This window comes from Salmonella sp. SG203, assembly GCF_013350575.1.
GTDB classification, from domain to species: domain Bacteria; phylum Pseudomonadota; class Gammaproteobacteria; order Enterobacterales; family Enterobacteriaceae; genus Salmonella; species Salmonella enterica.
This window is the reverse complement of record NZ_SNMT01000001.1, coordinates 442836-460398: the sequence shown is the minus strand read 5'-3', so window position 1 is coordinate 460398 and position 17563 is coordinate 442836. Positions and strand designations below refer to the sequence as shown.

Genomic DNA, 17563 nt, shown 5'->3' with positions numbered 1-17563 from the left:
GCATGAGCGCGCTATTTCTGGCCATCCCGTTAACCATTTTTGTGTTGTTTGTGTTACCGATTTGGCTGTGGCTGCATTACAGCAACCGCGCCGGTCGGGGAGAACTGTCGCAAAGCGAGCAGCAACGCTTACTGCAACTCACAGACGATGCGCAACGTATGCGCGAGCGCATTCAGGCGCTGGAAGACATTCTTGATGCAGAGCATCCGAACTGGAGAGAGCGCTAATGGGTGGAATCAATCTGAATAAAAAACTATGGCGTATGCCGCAAAAGGGCATGGTGCGTGGCGTTTGCGCCGGGATCGCCGACTACCTTGATGTACCGGTAAAACTGGTGCGTATTCTGGTCGTGCTGTCGATTTTCTTTGGGCTGGCGTTTTTTACCGTAGTGGCCTATATCGTTCTGTCTTTTGTACTGGACCCTATGCCGGATAATCTGGCCGCAGGGAAACCGCAGCCGACCAGCGGCGAACTGCTGGATACCGTAGACAGAGAGCTTGCCGCAGGCGAAAAGCGTTTGCGAGAAATGGAACGCTACGTCACGTCAGATACGTTCACACTGCGTAGTCGTTTCCGTCAACTTTAAGTGTTATATCGGGAAGGTGAAGATGAATACTCGCTGGCAACGCGCCGGGCAGAAGGTGAAGCCCGGCTTCAAAATAGCAGGTAAGCTGGTTCTGTTGACCGCGTTACGCTACGGGCCTGCCGGCGTGGCGGGATGGGCGGTAAAATCCGTCGCCCGTCGTCCGCTAAAAATGTTGCTGGCGTTTGCGCTGGAGCCAGTACTTCGTAAGGCGGCGAATAAAATTTCGCAGCGTTACAAATAGCGAGTCTGGTCATAATATTTCGTTAAGATCTGGCGTATAGTGTGTGCGAAATACATTACGTGTCAGGACGGAAGTATGTTGAAAAAAGGAATATTTGCGTTAGCGTTATTCGTAGCCATGCCGCTTTATGCCGCAGAATACTGGATAGATGTCCGCATTCCGGAACAATATCAGCGTGAGCATATTCAGGGCGCGATTAATATCCCATTGAAGGAGATTAAATCTCATATCGAAACGGTAGTTCCAGACAGGAACGATACGGTAAAGTTATATTGCAACTCCGGACGACAGTCGGGCATGGCAAAACAAATGTTGCTTGATATGGGGTATACGCACGCGATGAATATGGGCGGCATCAGTCGTCTTGATATGCCGAAAGTAAAAAAATAGATAATCTATTGCTCAATACTCATACTAACCGCGGCGCTTAATGCGCCGTTGTTGATCTCTCCGGGTAGTTGATAATAACGTTTTTGCACATATCTATAACGCAGGCTCGTTATTATTTTTTCTTCTCTTCAGGCTCAACAGGATGTCAATGAAGCGACTTAAAACTGAACTCAACGCGCTGGTCAATCGTGGGGTAGACAGGCATTTGCGTCTTGCCGTAACCGGGTTGAGCCGCAGCGGTAAAACAGCGTTTATCACGGCGATGGTTAACCAGTTGCTTAATGTCCACGCGGGCGCGCGCTTACCGTTGCTCAGCGCGGTACGTGAAGAACGCCTGCTTGGCGTAAAGCGTGTGCCTCAACGTGATTTTGGTATTCCCCGTTTTACCTACGACGAGGGGATACTTCAGCTTTATGGCAATCCTCCCGCCTGGCCCACACCGACGCGCGGCGTCAGTGAGATTCGGCTGGCGTTGCGCTATCGCTCAAACGACTCGCTGCTGCGCCATTTTAAAGATACCTCGACATTGTATCTGGAGATTGTGGACTATCCAGGGGAATGGTTACTCGATCTGCCCATGCTGGCTCAGGATTATTTAAGCTGGTCCCGTCAGATGAACGGCTTGTTGCAAGGGCAACGCGCTGAGTGGGCCGCAAAATGGCGGCAACTTTGCGACGGGCTCGATCCGCTGGCGCCCGCCGATGAAAATCGGCTGGCGGAGATTGCCGCCGCCTGGACGGATTATTTGCATCAGTGTAAATCGCAGGGATTGCACTTTATTCAGCCTGGACGGTTTGTTTTGCCGGGCGATATGGCGGGCGCGCCAGCGTTGCAGTTTTTCCCGTGGCCGGATGTGGACGCCTTCGGCGAGTCAAAACTGGCGCAGGCGGATAAGCAGACCAACGCTGGAATGCTGCGCGAACGCTTTAACTACTATTGCGAAAAAGTGGTCAAAGGGTTCTACAAAAATCATTTTCTACGCTTTGATCGCCAGATTGTGCTGGTCGACTGTCTGCAACCGCTTAATAGCGGGCCGCAGGCGTTTAATGATATGCGTCTCGCCTTAACGCAGTTGATGCAAAGTTTTCACTATGGCCAGCGAACTCTGTTTCGCCGCCTGTTTTCGCCGGTAATTGATAAATTGCTGTTCGCCGCGACGAAAGCCGACCATGTCACCCTCGACCAACATGCCAATATGGTGGCCTTGCTCCAGCAGCTTATTCAGGATGCCTGGCAAAATGCCGCGTTTGAAGGCATCAGTATGGATTGCCTGGGGCTGGCGTCGGTACAGGCGACCACCAGCGGCGTGATTGAGGTCAACGGCGAAAAAATCCCGGCTTTACGTGGAAACCGTTTGAGTGACGGCGCGCCGTTAACCGTGTACCCCGGCGAAGTGCCTTCGCGTTTGCCGGGGCAAGCGTTTTGGGATAGTCAGGGTTTTCAGTTCGAAGCTTTTCGTCCGCAGGTGATGGATGTTGATAAACCGTTACCGCATATTCGTCTGGACGCTGCGCTGGAGTTTTTAATAGGAGATAAGCTGCGATGAGCGAACCGTTAAAACCGCGTATTGATTTTGCAGAACCGCTAAAGGAGGAACCTACGTCGGCCTTCAAAGCGCAGCAAACTTTCAGCGAAGCGGAGTCGCGTACATTTGCGCCTGCGGCTATCGATGAGCGCCCGGAAGACGAAGGCGTGGCAGAAGCGGCGGTCGATGCCGCGCTGCGTCCCAAACGCAGCCTGTGGCGTAAAATGGTGATGGGAGGACTGGCGCTGTTTGGCGCGAGCGTGGTCGGGCAAGGCGTACAGTGGACAATGAATGCCTGGCAAACTCAGGACTGGGTCGCTTTAGGCGGCTGTGCCGCAGGCGCGCTGATCGTTGGCGCTGGCGTGGGATCGGTGGTCACGGAGTGGCGGCGATTATGGCGCTTGCGCCAGCGGGCGCATGAGCGCGATGAGGCGCGTGAACTGTTACATAGCCATAGCGTCGGGAAAGGTCGCGCATTTTGCGAAAAACTGGCGCAGCAGGCGGGGATTGATCAATCACATCCGGCATTACAACGTTGGTATGCCGCTATTCACGAAACGCAAAACGACAGGGAAATCGTCGGTTTGTATGCGCATCTGGTACAGCCGGTACTTGACGCGCAGGCGCGACGTGAGATTAGCCGTTTCGCCGCGGAATCGACTCTGATGATCGCCGTCAGTCCGTTAGCGTTGGTGGATATGGCGTTTATTGCCTGGCGTAATTTACGCCTGATTAACCGTATCGCAACGCTGTATGGCATTGAACTTGGTTATTACAGCCGCCTTCGTCTGTTCCGTCTGGTGTTGCTGAATATCGCGTTCGCGGGGGCCAGTGAGCTGGTGCGTGAAGTCGGTATGGACTGGATGTCTCAGGATCTGGCCGCACGCCTGTCCACGCGCGCGGCGCAGGGGATTGGCGCAGGTCTCCTTACCGCTCGACTGGGAATAAAAGCGATGGAGCTATGTCGACCATTGCCGTGGATCGACAACGATAAACCACGTCTCGGTGATTTTCGTCGTCAGCTTATCGGTCAGCTAAAAGAGACGCTGCAAAAGAGTAAGTCGTCGCCTGAGAAATGACCTTCCACAGGGCGCTGATTGCCTGGCTTTACGCCGCAGCGCCCGTTTTTCCGCCATGCTGTCAATATTTGTTGACAGAATCCTTCCTGCCAGCCGAATAGTGGCTTATCATCTATTTAATGGTTCATTATTCAGGTGAAGGTTCCCATGCGTCTGGAAGTCTTTTGTGAAGACCGACTTGGTCTGACCCGCGAATTACTTGATTTACTGGTGTTACGTAGCATTGATTTACGCGGAATCGAGATTGATCCCATTGGGCGAATTTATCTTAATTTTGCTGAGCTGGAATTCACCGACTTCAGCAGCCTGATGGCCGAAATCCGCCGTATTTCCGGCGTAACGGATGTCCGTACCGTTCCCTGGATGCCGTCCGAACGTGAACATCTGGCCCTGAGCGCGCTGCTTGAGGCGTTGCCGGAGCCGGTGCTCTCATTGGATATGAAGAGTAAAGTGGAGATGGCGAACCCGGCGAGTTGTCAGCTTTTTGCCCAGAACCAGGAGCGAATGCGGCACCATACCGCCGCACAATTAATCAACGGCTTCAATTTTCAGCGCTGGCTGGACGGTAATCCGCAAAGCTCCCATAACGAACATGTCGTGATCAACGGGCAAAACTTCCTGATGGAGATTACGCCGGTACATTTACAAAACGAAAATGACGAATACGTGTTGACCGGGGCGGTCGTGATGTTGCGTTCCACGATTCGTATGGGGCAGCAGCTACAGAATTTGTCCACGCAGGATCTGAGCGCGTTTAGTCAGATTATTGCCGTGAGCGCAAAGATGAAGCACGTCGTTGAGCAGGCGCGCAAACTGGCGATGCTCAGCGCGCCGCTGCTGATTACCGGCGATACGGGAACCGGCAAAGATCTTTTCGCCTATGCCTGTCACCAGGCAAGCCCTCGTTCAGCGAAGCCGTATCTGGCGCTCAACTGCGCTTCAATCCCGGAAGATGCGGTAGAAAGCGAACTATTTGGCCATGCGCCGGAAGGTAAAAAAGGCTTTTTTGAACAGGCGAATGGCGGTTCGGTGCTGCTGGATGAAATTGGCGAAATGTCGCCGCGTATGCAGGCGAAGCTGCTACGTTTTCTCAATGATGGTACGTTCCGTCGCGTCGGCGAAGATCACGAAATTCATGTTGATGTCCGCGTTATCTGCGCCACGCAGAAAAATCTGGTGGAGCTGGTGCAAAAAGGACTGTTCCGCGAAGATCTCTATTATCGACTTAACGTTCTGACGCTTAATTTGCCGCCGTTGCGCGATTGTCCGCAGGATATTATGCCGTTGACCGAACTGTTCGTGGCGCGTTTTGCCGACGAACAGGGCGTTCCGCGACCGAAACTGTCTGCCGATCTGAGTACGGTCCTCACTCGTTACGGCTGGCCGGGTAACGTTCGCCAGCTTAAAAATGCGATTTACCGGGCGCTGACGCAGCTGGAAGGGTATGAGCTGCGTCCGCAGGATATCCTGCTGCCTGACTACGATGCCGCGACGGTGGCAGTCGGCGAGGATGCGATGGAAGGTTCGCTGGATGACATTACCAGTCGTTTCGAACGTTCTGTCCTTACTCAGCTTTATCGTAGCTATCCGAGTACGCGTAAACTGGCGAAACGGTTGGGGGTATCGCATACCGCGATTGCCAATAAGCTGCGTGAATATGGTCTGAGCCAGAAGAAGGGTGAAGAGTAGAAAAAAAGAAGGCCTCCGGATAGAGGCCTTCTTGTGACAAAAGAGCACCGCCTGTAGCACTGACAAACGTAGCGCCAGCAGGCGCTGGCTTATGCCTTCAGGACATTAAGCGCGGCGTCGTAATCCGGCTCGTGGGTGATTTCATCCACCAACTGGCTGAAAATAACGTTGTCGTTTTCGTCAAGCACGATGACTGCGCGCGCCGCCAAACCTTTCAGCGGGCCGTCAACGATTTCGACGCCGTAGTTTTTCAGAAACTCGTTATTACGCAGAGTGGAAAGCGTAATAACGTTGCTCAGGCCTTCCGCGCCGCAAAAACGCGACTGTGCAAAAGGCAGGTCAGCAGAAACGCACAATACGACGGTATTCTCCACTTCTGTGGCCAGTTGATTAAACTTACGAACTGATGCGGCGCATACGCCAGTATCAATGCTTGGGAAAATATTCAGCACTTTGCGTTTGCCTGCATATTGGCTGAGGGAAACGTCAGACAAATCTTTTGCGACAAGAGTAAAAGCCTGTGCTTTGCTACCAGCCTGCGGAATAACGTTGGCAACGGTGACCGGGTTACCCTGGAAATGTACAGTCTGTGACATAATTATGTTCCTATTTACTTATAGTTAACGTCGAAATCCAGTTTAAGTCATTATTCATTAACACGGCAAATACTATTTGTAGCAAGCCGCGTCCGGCGCTATCAGAGGGGAAGAGATGAGATCTGTTAAGGTATATGAGGAAACCTGGCCGTTACATACGCCTTTCGTTATTGCGCGTGGTAGCCGAAGCGAAGCGCATGTTGTCGTTGTCGAACTGGAAGAAGAGGACGTAAAAGGCATCGGGGAATGTACGCCATATCCACGTTATGGTGAAAGTGATGCCTCGGTCATGGCGCAAATCATGAGTATTGTGCCTCAGTTGGAAAACGGGCTGACTCGCGAAGCATTGCAGAAACTGTTGCCGGCAGGCGCGGCGCGCAACGCGGTGGATAGCGCCTTATGGGATCTGCAGGCCCGCCAGCGGCAGCAAAGCCTTGCCGGGCTGCTCGGCGTGACGCTGTCCCCGGTTTTTACTACCGCGCAAACGGTAGTGATAGGCACGCCGGAACAGATGGCTGCCAGTGCGGCGGCACTATGGGAAAAAGGGGCGACGTTGCTGAAAATCAAACTCGATGCTCGTCTGATTAGCGAACGTATGGTGGCGATCCGCTCGGCGGTGCCGGAGGCGACGCTCATTGTGGACGCCAATGAATCGTGGCGCCCGGAGGGGCTGGCGGCGCGTTGCCAGTTACTGGCGGATCTGAATGTCGCGATGCTGGAGCAGCCGCTGCCCGCGCAGGATGACGCCGCCCTGGAAAATTTTATTCATCCGTTGCCCATCTGTGCAGATGAGAGCTGCCATACTCGCAGTAGTCTGAAAGCCCTGACGGGGCGCTACGATATGATCAACATTAAGCTGGATAAAACCGGCGGTCTGACCGAGGCGCTGGCGCTGGCAACGGAGGCGCGGGAGCAAGGATTCGGCCTGATGCTGGGCTGTATGCTCTGTACATCAAGAGCGATTAGCGCCGCGCTGCCGCTTATGCCGCAGGTGAGCTTCGCCGATCTTGATGGCCCAACATGGCTGGCGGTTGATGTTGAGCCCGCGCTACGCTTTACGACGGGTCAACTCCATCTTTAGGATGCCAGCGGAGCAGATTCGACATAGCCAGCAAGTATTTTTCGCTGGCTTCATCGGCAGAAACAGGGGGAAACTCGGCGGTAATGCAGTGCAGGTTGAGGTCGGCGCACCAGCTGCCAAACGAACCGGGCGTTTCGTAACCTACACTGGTTACCAGCGGCAACGCAAACGCATCGGCCAGCCACTCGCCTAGCTCGCTGCGACGTGGATCTTCAATGCAGGCTAGCGGATCGTGAAAAGAGACGACCCAGGCGGGTTGGAGTCGATGAATTAACTGGCAAAGCGCCTGGGTTTCCGGTTCTGAGCCGGGATGGTCGCCGGTTAGCAGCACGACATCACGCTCTTGCGCGCGGCTATTCCAGCGATAAACTGTCTCACCCGCTTTCCAGTTGGCGGCGGGAAAGTTACGGTTTAGATCAATGCCATTCGCATTTGCCCTTAACCCCAGTTGACAGCCATCAGGATTAACGGCAAGTACGACATGATGACGGCGAAGGGTTGGATTTAAGGTGCGTAACGCACAGGAGAGCGTCACCACGGATGAGGTTTCATCCCCGTGGGTGCCAGCCAGTATCAGACCGCTTTCGCGATTGGCGGCAGGCGCCGGAAACCAGATTAGCGGCGCGCCTAGTAGCGAACGTCCATAATGTTCAGTGCCTGGCGGAAATGCGCCGCGCTCGGCACGGGGGCGGGTGACAGTCATACGCGTTTCCCGAAGCTGAGACCAGTAGGGTAATCATCGTAGTGTTGTGTAAAACCCGCCGATTATCAAATGGTTTCTATTTACCCTCTTGTATGGCGCGATATCAACTTTCTGGCGGAAGATAATTGCATTTCTTTCTGCTGAAACAAATAATTACGTTGTCATTTAACTCATCTTTGAGGAACTTCTATGAGGCATTCTGTTTCAGTAACCTGTTGTGCGCTGTTGGTTAGCAGCTTTTCCCTGGCATATGCTGCGGATGTTCCCGGCGGAACGGTACTGGCAGAAAAACAAGAACTGGTGCGTCATATCAAAGATGAGCCCGCTTCGTTAGATCCAGCGAAAGCCGTTGGGCTGCCTGAAATTCAGGTGATCCGCGATCTGTTTGAAGGGCTGGTTAACCAGAACGAAAAGGGTGAAATTATTCCTGGCGTCGCCAGCCAGTGGAAGAGCAATGATAATCGTATCTGGACGTTTACGTTGCGGGATAATGCGCAATGGGCCGATGGAACGCCGGTGACCGCCCAGGATTTTGTCTATAGCTGGCAACGCCTTGTTGATCCCAAAACGCTTTCCCCCTTCGCCTGGTTTGCCGCTCTGGCTGGCATCACTAATGCGCAAGCCATTATCGACGGTAAAGTCACGCCGGATCAGCTTGGCGTCAGTGCCGTGGACGCGCACACTTTGCGTGTTCAGCTTGACAAGCCGTTGCCCTGGTTTGCCAGTCTGACCGCCAGTTTTGCCTTTTATCCGGTCCAAAAAGCGAATGTCGAAAGCGGCAAAGACTGGATGAAGCCGGGAAAACTGATTGGCAATGGCGCGTATGTGCTTAAAGAGCGCGTGGTAAATGAAAAACTGGTGGTCGTGCCTAATACGCATTACTGGGATAACGCGAAAACGGTACTGCAAAAAGTGACATTTTTACCCATTAACCAGGAATCGGCTGCGACGAAACGTTACCTTGCCGGTGATATTGATATCACCGAATCTTTCCCTAAAAATATGTACCAGAAGTTATTAAAGGATATTCCAGGGCAAGTTTATACGCCGCCGCAATTAGGGACTTATTATTATGCGTTTAACACGCAGAAAGGGCCGACGGCGGATTCCCGCGTTCGTCTGGCGCTAAGTATGACCATTGATCGCCGTTTGATGGCGGAAAAAGTCTTAGGTACCGGTGAAAAACCGGCCTGGCATTTTACACCGGATGTCACGGCAGGATTTAAGCCCGATCCTTCACCGTTTGAACAAATGAGCCAGGAAGAACTTAACGCCCAGGCGAAAACATTGCTGCGTGCAGCAGGCTACGGATCGCAGAAGCCGCTTAAATTAACTCTGCTTTACAATACCTCAGAAAACCATCAGAAAATCGCGATTGCGGTGGCGTCAATGTGGAAGAAAAATCTGGGGGTGGATGTGAAATTGCAAAACCAGGAGTGGAAAACGTATATCGACAGCCGGAATACCGGTAATTTTGATGTTATTCGCGCCTCCTGGGTGGGTGATTACAACGAACCGTCGACTTTCTTATCCTTATTAACGTCCACGCATACGGGGAATATTTCACGCTTTACTAATCCGACTTATGACAAAATCCTGACGCAAGCGACGATGGAAAATACCGCCGAAGCGCGTAACGCGGATTACAATGCAGCGGAGAAAATTTTAACGGAACAAGCGCCTATAGCGCCTATTTATCAGTATACCAATGGCCGGTTAATTAAACCGTGGGTAAAGGGATACCCCATTACTAACCCGGAAGATGTGGCCTATAGCCGTACAATGTATATCGTGAAGCACTGATGCGTACTGGTTTCTTGTTAACTCAAGGTAGCCAAGCCCGCCGCCTGATGCTGGCAGAAGGCATGGGGATTAAGCGAGCGCCTGATGCCGCCGTTCTCATTGCTGTGTTTTCAGCCAGGCGGCAATATCCTGTGTCGGCAGATGATGTTGTGCATTCCAGGTGTCACTCATCGGCCACCACATACCGTCACCACGCGCGAAGGCGACGCGATAGCGCAGCATTGGATCATGCGGATGTAAACGGAGCTGCTCCTGTAAGTCAGGTAGCGTCAATACGCCTCGGGTAAAGGTTTGCTGCGTCACGCGTTCGACCGTTTCCGCCAGTTTTGCATAAGAGGTCGTTTCCCCCGCGACAAAGACGACTTCGTTAGTGATACGCGGCTGATGCAGATAAATTTCAGTGGTCAGGCGACCAATATCCGCAGGCGACGTGACGGTGACCTGCATTTCCCATCCGCCGAGGGCATTGATGGTTTTTTTGGCTAAGTTGACCACACCAAAGGCTGGTTCGAAGAGAAAAGAGGTAAATATACCAGTTGAAACAATCACCCACTCTGTGACGTTTTGCTCGCGCAAAAGCGTCCTGACGTCATACTGTTCGTCCCACACCGGCTGGCCACTGCCTTTGCCGACCACATCGTAATTCACGCCAAACTGCCAGGGGAAATAGCGCTTAACGCCCGCCTCCAGTACCGCGCGGGTGATTTTTATCTGGGTACCCGCACCGGCGACAAACCCCATACAATTGATGATCGTATCAAAACCGTGGAATTGATCTTTTAACGCTGCAACCGAACTGCCTGCGATGTCGACCGGGATAAACCGCGCACCGGCATCTGCCAGTTGTTGATGAATGCTGGAACGTCGTTTGCTCTGTTTATCCCTGGATCGCCCTGACACAATAACGCTAACGGAACCATTACGCTGTGTGACCGCCGGAACCAACGACGCCAGCACTGACGCCCCCAGTTGTCCCGCACCCAGCACCAATACTTTTTCACCCACCTGATTATTGGATTGTTTCATTTGCACCTCTCTGTGTTGATTCACCTGTAGATAGAGATTACGTCAGGGATCTGCGTTCGATAAGACGCCGAAGACGGGTTAGACTGTTCTGATAAATGGGATAATTGGCGGGGGGAAAATGGACAAGCTGGAAGCGATGCAGGTCTATGTTTGCGTGGTGGATACCCATAGTTTTATCAGAGCCGCCGAAGTGCTGGGCGTGCCGCGCTCAACGGTATCGCGAGTGGTTAAAGAACTGGAATCCTGGCTTAAGATTCAACTTTTGCAACGTACAACTCGAAAACTTAGTGTGACCGCAGAGGGGCGGCGTTACTACGAAGAGTGCAAAAGAGTGCTGGCAGATATCGCGGCCATGGAGTCGTCATTTCCCGGCCGGGCGGCACAACCCAAAGGGCGTTTTAAAGTGGGGATGCCGCAATCTCTCGCCCGACATTGCATTATTCCCACGCTCCCGGCCTTTTTGCGCCAATATCCGGAGCTGGAGCTGATACTTTGTTCCAGCGATAGCGTGGAGGATATTATCCTTCAAGGGTATGACTGCGTGATTCGGGCCGGCAGGATCGATGATTCCACCACGCTGGTTTCCCGTCCACTTGCCAGCTTTAACTGGGTGATAGCAGCATCGCCCACTTACATTGAGCGCTACGGTAGCCCTGAAAATTTAGATGATCTGCAAAAGCACCATGCGGTCGGCTACCTGAACCACCGCACCGGGCGTACCACCGACTGGTTTTTTACGCGTGAAGGGAAGGATTACGCGATGCGGGTGCAGGAGACGCTGGTTGTCGATGATACGGACGCTTATATTCAGGCCGGAATACAGGGACTGGGGTTAATTCGCGTCGCCAGCTATCTGGTTGCGCCGTATCTGCACAGCGGGGCGCTGGTGACCTGCATGGACAACCATTCTTACGATTTGCCGCTTGCGCTGGTCTATCCGCAAAACAGGTTTCTGCCGCCTGCGGTACGCGCTTTTTATGACTGGTGCAAAACGGCGCTGAGCCAGCCGGAGCCTCTTCGCTAAAAAATATTATTCCGGATATCGCATTGCCTGTTCAGAAAACTTTTTTACAGACGGTCAAAATGACGGTACTGGTTTTTGACGCATAAGTAAAAGGCATTATCAAACAGGTGCTACACGGCGAGGATATAGCAAGCACGGAACGTTTGGATGCAATAAAAAATCTGTACAACTGTTATTAATGAACTTTTTGTATAAATATAATCGGATTTAACAATACTCATTGTACCTGTATTTTGCTCTTATCATGGCGTCTTTACGACGAAAGGGTGCTTTAGCGTGGAATATTCAATATTAAGTAACAACCTTAAAATGCCTATGGTGGGTTTTGGCGTTTTTAAGGTAACCGACAAAGAAGAATGCCAGCTGTCAGTGTTAAGCGCTATTCGCAGCGGTTATCGTCTTATCGATACCGCTGCGGTATACGGCAATGAAGATGCCGTTGGTGACGCTGTTCGTGAAGCCATCGCGACAGGTCTGTGTACCCGTGAGGAGTTATTTATTACTTCTAAACTGTGGGTGCAAGATATGGCTAACTACGATCTGGCCAAAGCAGGTATTGAAGCATCGCTGAAAAAATCCGGGTTAGATTATTTTGATCTCTATTTATTGCATCAGGCAATGGGCGATTATTTTAGCGCGTGGCGCGCGCTGGAAGACGCTTATGAAGCTGGTAAACTAAAAGCCATTGGCGTGTCCAACTTCTATGCGCATGTGTTAGCCAACTTCTGTGAAACCATCAGAATTACGCCAATGGTAAACCAGGTCGAATTGCATCCATACTTTGCACAACCCGCCGCGCTGGAAACCATGAAGCATTATAACGTTCAGCCTGAAGCGTGGGCGCCGTTAGGCGGCGGGAGACATAAACCGTATGAAAATGTCATGCTTCAAGGGATTGCCGATGCCCATCAAAAAACCATCGCGCAGGTTGTCCTGCGTTGGAACGTGCAGCGTGGCGTCACGGTTATTCCTAAATCCACTCGACAGGAACGTATTGAAGAGAACTTTGCTATCTGGGATTTCTCACTAACGGATAACGAAATGGCTCAAATCAACGCCCTTGATTTAGGCTACGTTGGCGAAGCGGTGAAGCATTTTAATCCTGAATTTGTTCGCGGTTGTCTTGGCGTTAAAATCCACGATTGATCCCGGCGCTTGCGGATGTTTTCTCGCATGAACAGCTTCTAACACGGTTGCCGGAGCGTAGACGGCAACCGTATGATATTCGCCTGGCCGTCAGGCGCCGAAGGCACCATCGATGGTGTGCATCGCGCCGGTGACGAAAGAGGCTTCCGGGCCGGCAAGCCATGCCACCATTCCAGCCACTTCTTCAGGTCTTCCGTGTCGTTTGATCGCCATGAAACTGTGCATCAGCTCTTTCATTGGGCCATCTTCAGGATTGATGTCGGTATCAATGGGGCCTGGCTGCACTACATTTATTGTAATCCCGCGGGGGCCAAAATCACGGGCTAAGCCGCGCGCCAGCCCTTGCAGGGCTGATTTACTGGCGGCGTACGCGGCCATTCCCGGTACGGGCATCCGATCGCCATTCACGGAACCGATAATAATGATGCGTCCACCTTCCGGCATGTTGCGGGCTGCTTCCACTGACGCATGGTAAGGCGCATGGATATTAATGCGGAACAAACGATCTATCGCATCGCTATCTTGTTCCAGCGCATCGCCGAAGAGAGCGACGCCCGCATTGACGACCAGAATATCCAGCGGTCCGTACTCACGCACGAGGCTGATGACGGCATCCCGATCGGCGCTATCCGTCTGGATGGCGGTGCTTCCGGTTTCCGCTGCCAGTTTTTCGGCGGCTTCATGCGATCCGGCGTAGCTGAAAACGACCGATGCGCCGTCAGCGCTAAAGCGTCGTACAATAGCCGCGCCGATACCACGACTTCCCCCTAAAACCAGTACAGATTTGTTGCGAAATAGCGTCATCAGGATGTCCTTTATGATATTGTAGTAACCACTACAATATGCGTAATGAAATCATGCCGTCAAGGAGTTATGTAGTAATGACTACAAAACATAGCCGAACGCCGGGTCGCCCTCGCCAGTTCGATCCGGAACAAGCCATTGAAACCGCTCAACACTTATTTCATTCACGCGGCTACGACGCGGTGAGCGTAGCGGATCTGACAAAAGCGTTCGGGATCAATCCTCCCAGTTTCTATGCGGCGTTTGGCAGCAAGCTGGGGCTGTATACTCGCGTATTAAAACGTTACAGGATGACCGACGCGATTCCGCTCGGGGCGCTTCTGCGTCACGATCGCCCGACCGCGAAGTGCCTTATCGATGTGCTGATGGAAGCGGCAAGACGTTACGCTGCCGATCCTGATGCCACTGGGTGTCTGGTTCTGGAGGGCGCTCATTGTAACGATAAACCGGCACGAGAGGCCGCCTGCGAGTTTTACATCGCTGCTGAAAACCTGATTCGCACTTATGTCGCCATGCGGTATCCGCAAGAGGCTGACCGGATGACGGACTTTATGGGGACGCTAATGGCGGGACTTTCCGCCAAGGCGCGAGCGGGGTATAGCCTGGAGCGTCTTCAGGAGAGCGTGCTTCTGGCTGGGGATGTGCTGGAGCGATTACTGCCGGATTAACGCAGTGCATCAAAAAACCTGAGCCAATCAGATACGGGCAAACAGGGAGCAATAGCCCTAATCATCCATCTTGCCGTTGCGGTATTCGGTAAAGTGCATCAAAAATAGAGGTGTCAGGGAAACGAGAAATGCAAAAATGTAGTCTTATTACGGTACTTAGCTTATCAGTGTTGATGTTAGCCGGATGTACAACGACCTATACCATGACGACCCGGACGGGAGAGATTATTGAAACGCAGGGTAAGCCGGAGGTTGACACCGCAACCGGAATGACGAAATACGCTGATGCTTATGGTTATCATCGCGTCATTAAAACCAGTGAAATAGTGCAGACGACAGAAGGCGCATCGAAGCTGGACTGGTAATGCGCTAAAGCAGTTAGGAGGCCGTGTCCAGTATGGGTACCGGATTGTTTCTGGGCCTGAATTGAATAGAGCGCCTGTATAGCCGAATTCCGGGTATCGGCTTGATTTGTGTTGTCAGTTATTTGGTTGTTCCCTGTATAGTGAAGATAAACAGTACTCATGGCTAACGGTCTGTTTTGGATTGCTAACTATCCCGGATTCTGCGCGTTTTATTTAGTCACAACCGTGGTTAAGAATATTTTGGGTCAGACTTACACGCCGGGTATTAAGATAATCCGTCGCATAGAGAGCTTGATCGGCATCATTCGGTTCAAGAAGAAACGGCGTAACTTTAGGTATGAGATCAGCAAACAGGTTATATTGATCCACAGAGGCAAAATGCCGGGTAGCGCTGGCCCAGGGCATTCGCATCAGCTCTGCGTAAGAAGGGGATAGTTGAACTGGCAAATCAAATTCTTTCAGATTAGCAAGCATCTCCTTACTCATATAAAATGTGACCCTGTTTCGCGAAAAGGTGTTAAGCACTGCCTTCAGTCGTTTAACTTTTGCTTCTTTACTCATGCTATTATCAAAAAAACGTGGTGAAAGCATAATAGCAATCGATGCATTTGATGAAATAACATTATGTAGTGGTTTCAGGGCTACAACAATCTGATCGTTTGTGAAGATACGCTGCGTACCAGAGGAAGTAGTATAGTTTCCACCCAGCCAGATCACATAATCTGTTGTTTTGAGGGGAAGCGCTTTTTCCGGTATATTACCCCTGTCAGGTGCCACTGTTTCAATTGCTAGTGAGTCTTGTCCCCAGACATTATTTACTTTAGAACTCAAAAAATTATATTCTGAAATATTCCTTAGTTTTAGTAGAGTTATCTGCGAGCGGGTAAAAAAGAGATTGAATCTCACTTTGTTCTGCAATTGCCGAAGTAATCTGAGCGTGTTCTGATCGATCAGATGACTATACAGACCAACCGTTTTTCCGGAAAGTATTGCTGAGGCATTGTTCGCAAGAAGCATCTCTTTTATAGCTCCTTGCCCAATAATCAGTATGCAACTGTATTTTTCTGGTCTGATTTTATCTATGGGGATATCGGTAAGATTGACCAGGTCAGGAGTGCCATGCCGCCAATTATCATGAATGACTGTGGCTCCGGAGGCGTCTCCTCCGGCTCCCCTGGTGATAATAAGAGGAGGGTAGGTACTGGCATGTGCGATATACGAAAAACAAGCTACCATTGCTAGCGCTGTGTTTCTGATGGTTGTATACATATCGTCTGCCCTGATTTCGAAAATATGAATAATGTCTCCTCTTATAATGTACATCAAAAAGAGAGCATTTTAATTAAACGTTATCTCAACGAGATAAAAGGTTAGCACGGGAAAGTATAGAGAGAATGTAATCATACCAACATTATAGATGTGGGAGCATGAAGGCCCCGCAAGCCGCCCGGCCAGCATACTCCCATTAATAGTTAAAGTATGGACTTTGCTTTTACCGTAAACTGTAGCCAATATTACCTGATCACTACACCGTACAGTACTGTCAGAAATCTATCCCCGGTGTCGCGTGCACGCAATTTATTTTTTTTCAATTCTTTCAAAATGTTAACTATATTTAATAGTCACTTATTTTACCAGAATCAATACTGAGAGTTTTATTACCGTTCTGAAAAGAGAAGACTTTTCAGATGAAATGCGTGGATGGTACGAAGTCATTACAGTACAGGGATGTAATAATAAAGATCGACAATGGATTCATTACTCTGTTGCTTTTGGACGGATGCCAAATGGAAGTATTCAATATCTTCTCCTTCTCTCCTGATAAGATTCAGTTTTGGCAATATACACATATATATTGTATTGGAAAATTGTTGATATTGTTCTTTATGACCAACGAAATGGAATTTTGCATATTTACCACATTTTATTACCCTCGACATGGGTATTTTGCCTCCATCGACGGAATTATGTTCCATACCAAAAAAACTGCTTACGGCGATGACCTGGTCTTTGGTATTATCCGGCTTAAAAGACGAGAGACAATACACATTTTCGCCCCACGTTCTGAGCGTCTCATGAATGATTTTCCATTTTATAGGCGACGCTTTTTTAGGAAGGTCATTTGTTGCGATCTGATGAGACGTTTGAAATCCGAAAATTTCTTTTGACGTAAGCTGACAAATTTCGAACTGATAATGCTCATCACAGTCAAGCCAGTAGGGAGGCCGTAGGTTTCTGAGATCCCAGAAATCAGCCTTGCGATAGTTATTGGGATTGACGCCAAATGTTTTTTTGAACTCTCGACTATAGGACTGCACTGAATCAAACCCCATTCTGAACGCGATATCTGTGACCGACTGAGAGGTCAGCTTTAGCAGAGTGGCGCTTCTGCTCAACTTGCGTTGTCTGATATATTTTCCGATTGAGACGCCACACTTTTCTTTAAAAAAATCCTGCAAACTCCTTCGCGAATAACCTGTTATAACAACCAGCTTTTCAATATCAATCCTCTCTTCAAGATTTTTTTCTATTTGCTCTAATACTGAGATTATTATGGCTTTTTTCATCATCATTCCTCTTTATTGAAGCCGAAAATATAAACATTTAAGGTGTTTGACATACTGTGTTATTAAACTGGTGGGTGGTTGTTAGCTTTTCTGGCAAAACAAGAAAGATTTAAATTGCTTGACGTTTCTGAATAAACTTTACACTTGGAGATCGGATTTTGCCAGTAAAGCTAAGTAATTAGCATGGCGAAGGGCATAATTTCACAGGCGGTTAAAATGATTGAATAACCCTGAATTTTTAGCCCGTGAGATTATAAATCTCGTAATCAT

General features: G+C 50.5%; 19 protein-coding genes. 13 read left to right on the top strand and 6 right to left on the bottom strand.

Going from position 1 to position 17563, the window contains the following annotated elements:
- Positions 1 to 2: 2 nt before the first annotated feature.
- From pspB to tyrR, 7 genes are all read left to right on the top strand, one after another.
- A complete protein-coding gene (pspB, locus tag HV477_RS02305; protein ID WP_001274953.1) occupies positions 3 to 227 on the top strand; it encodes an envelope stress response membrane protein PspB in 225 nt (74 codons plus the stop codon).
- Positions 227 to 586 (top strand): envelope stress response membrane protein PspC, encoded by a 360-nt coding sequence (pspC, locus tag HV477_RS02300; RefSeq protein WP_000508938.1) that lies wholly within the window; start codon positions 227 to 229, stop codon positions 584 to 586. Before pspB ends, pspC begins: the two co-directional genes overlap by 1 nt.
- A gap of 22 nt (positions 587 to 608) precedes the next feature.
- The gene (pspD, locus tag HV477_RS02295; RefSeq protein ID WP_001097607.1) at positions 609 to 827 is read left to right on the top strand and encodes a phage shock protein PspD; all 219 of its coding nucleotides are present in this window, start codon (positions 609 to 611) and stop codon (positions 825 to 827) included.
- Between the two features lie 75 nt (positions 828 to 902).
- Entirely contained in the window at positions 903 to 1217 is a 315-nt protein-coding gene (gene pspE, locus HV477_RS02290) for a thiosulfate sulfurtransferase PspE (protein ID WP_000913432.1), read from the top strand.
- A 148-nt stretch (positions 1218 to 1365) separates the two neighbouring features.
- A complete protein-coding gene (locus HV477_RS02285) occupies positions 1366 to 2763 on the top strand; it encodes a YcjX family protein (protein ID WP_000825860.1) in 1398 nt (465 codons plus the stop codon).
- Positions 2760 to 3821, top strand: coding sequence for a TIGR01620 family protein (locus HV477_RS02280; RefSeq protein ID WP_001294472.1), 1062 nt, complete (start codon positions 2760 to 2762; stop codon positions 3819 to 3821). The genes HV477_RS02285 and HV477_RS02280 overlap by 4 nt, the downstream gene beginning before the upstream one ends.
- Positions 3822 to 3968: 147 nt before the next feature.
- Positions 3969 to 5510: a transcriptional regulator TyrR gene (gene tyrR, locus HV477_RS02275; protein WP_001235484.1), complete on the top strand. Its 1542-nt coding sequence runs from the start codon at positions 3969 to 3971 to the stop codon at positions 5508 to 5510.
- Positions 5511 to 5599: 89 nt separating this feature from the next.
- On the opposite strand, the gene tpx is transcribed toward tyrR, so the two are convergent.
- On the bottom strand, positions 5600 to 6106 hold the full coding sequence (tpx, locus tag HV477_RS02270) for a thiol peroxidase (protein ID WP_000084401.1): 507 nt from the start codon (positions 6104 to 6106) through the stop codon (positions 5600 to 5602).
- Between the two features lie 115 nt (positions 6107 to 6221).
- Between tpx and ycjG the strand changes: the two genes are divergently transcribed.
- Positions 6222 to 7187 (top strand): L-Ala-D/L-Glu epimerase, encoded by a 966-nt coding sequence (gene ycjG, locus HV477_RS02265; protein WP_001258064.1) that lies wholly within the window; start codon positions 6222 to 6224, stop codon positions 7185 to 7187.
- On the opposite strand, the gene mpaA is transcribed toward ycjG, so the two are convergent.
- Positions 7162 to 7890: a murein tripeptide amidase MpaA gene (gene mpaA / locus HV477_RS02260; RefSeq protein ID WP_000219108.1), complete on the bottom strand. Its 729-nt coding sequence runs from the start codon at positions 7888 to 7890 to the stop codon at positions 7162 to 7164. The genes ycjG and mpaA overlap by 26 nt on opposite strands.
- Positions 7891 to 8079: 189 nt before the next feature.
- On the opposite strand from mpaA, the gene HV477_RS02255 reads away from it, so the two are divergent.
- Complete coding sequence (locus HV477_RS02255) at positions 8080 to 9693, top strand: ABC transporter substrate-binding protein (protein WP_001216563.1); 1614 nt, start codon at positions 8080 to 8082, stop codon at positions 9691 to 9693.
- Positions 9694 to 9789: 96 nt separating this feature from the next.
- Here HV477_RS02255 and HV477_RS02250 read toward each other — a convergent pair whose 3' ends face one another.
- Positions 9790 to 10719, bottom strand: coding sequence for an aromatic alcohol reductase (locus HV477_RS02250; protein ID WP_000814362.1), 930 nt, complete (start codon positions 10717 to 10719; stop codon positions 9790 to 9792).
- Positions 10720 to 10837: 118 nt separating this feature from the next.
- On the opposite strand from HV477_RS02250, the gene HV477_RS02245 reads away from it, so the two are divergent.
- The gene (locus tag HV477_RS02245) at positions 10838 to 11743 is read left to right on the top strand and encodes a LysR family transcriptional regulator (protein WP_000359211.1); all 906 of its coding nucleotides are present in this window, start codon (positions 10838 to 10840) and stop codon (positions 11741 to 11743) included.
- Between the two features lie 276 nt (positions 11744 to 12019).
- On the top strand, positions 12020 to 12889 hold the full coding sequence (locus HV477_RS02240; RefSeq protein WP_079898781.1) for an aldo/keto reductase: 870 nt from the start codon (positions 12020 to 12022) through the stop codon (positions 12887 to 12889).
- Positions 12890 to 12979: 90 nt separating this feature from the next.
- Here the strand turns inward: HV477_RS02240 and bdcA are convergent, their stop codons facing one another.
- Positions 12980 to 13693 carry an SDR family oxidoreductase gene (gene bdcA / locus HV477_RS02235; RefSeq protein WP_000171956.1) on the bottom strand — a complete coding sequence of 238 codons (714 nt, stop codon included), beginning with the start codon at positions 13691 to 13693 and terminating at the stop codon, positions 12980 to 12982.
- A 77-nt stretch (positions 13694 to 13770) separates the two neighbouring features.
- Here bdcA and HV477_RS02230 point away from each other — a divergent pair, with 77 nt between their 5' ends.
- Both HV477_RS02230 and HV477_RS02225 read left to right on the top strand, forming a co-directional pair.
- Complete coding sequence (locus tag HV477_RS02230) at positions 13771 to 14361, top strand: TetR/AcrR family transcriptional regulator (protein ID WP_000208472.1); 591 nt, start codon at positions 13771 to 13773, stop codon at positions 14359 to 14361.
- 128 nt (positions 14362 to 14489) lie between these two features.
- Entirely contained in the window at positions 14490 to 14726 is a 237-nt protein-coding gene (locus tag HV477_RS02225) for a YgdI/YgdR family lipoprotein (RefSeq protein ID WP_001168016.1), read from the top strand.
- 213 nt (positions 14727 to 14939) lie between these two features.
- Here HV477_RS02225 and HV477_RS02220 read toward each other — a convergent pair whose 3' ends face one another.
- Positions 14940 to 16049 carry a hypothetical protein gene (locus HV477_RS02220; RefSeq protein ID WP_079898782.1) on the bottom strand — a complete coding sequence of 370 codons (1110 nt, stop codon included), beginning with the start codon at positions 16047 to 16049 and terminating at the stop codon, positions 14940 to 14942.
- 392 nt (positions 16050 to 16441) lie between these two features.
- Positions 16442 to 17299 (bottom strand): GyrI-like domain-containing protein, encoded by an 858-nt coding sequence (locus tag HV477_RS02215; RefSeq protein WP_012543356.1) that lies wholly within the window; start codon positions 17297 to 17299, stop codon positions 16442 to 16444.
- Positions 17300 to 17563 lie beyond the last annotated feature (264 nt).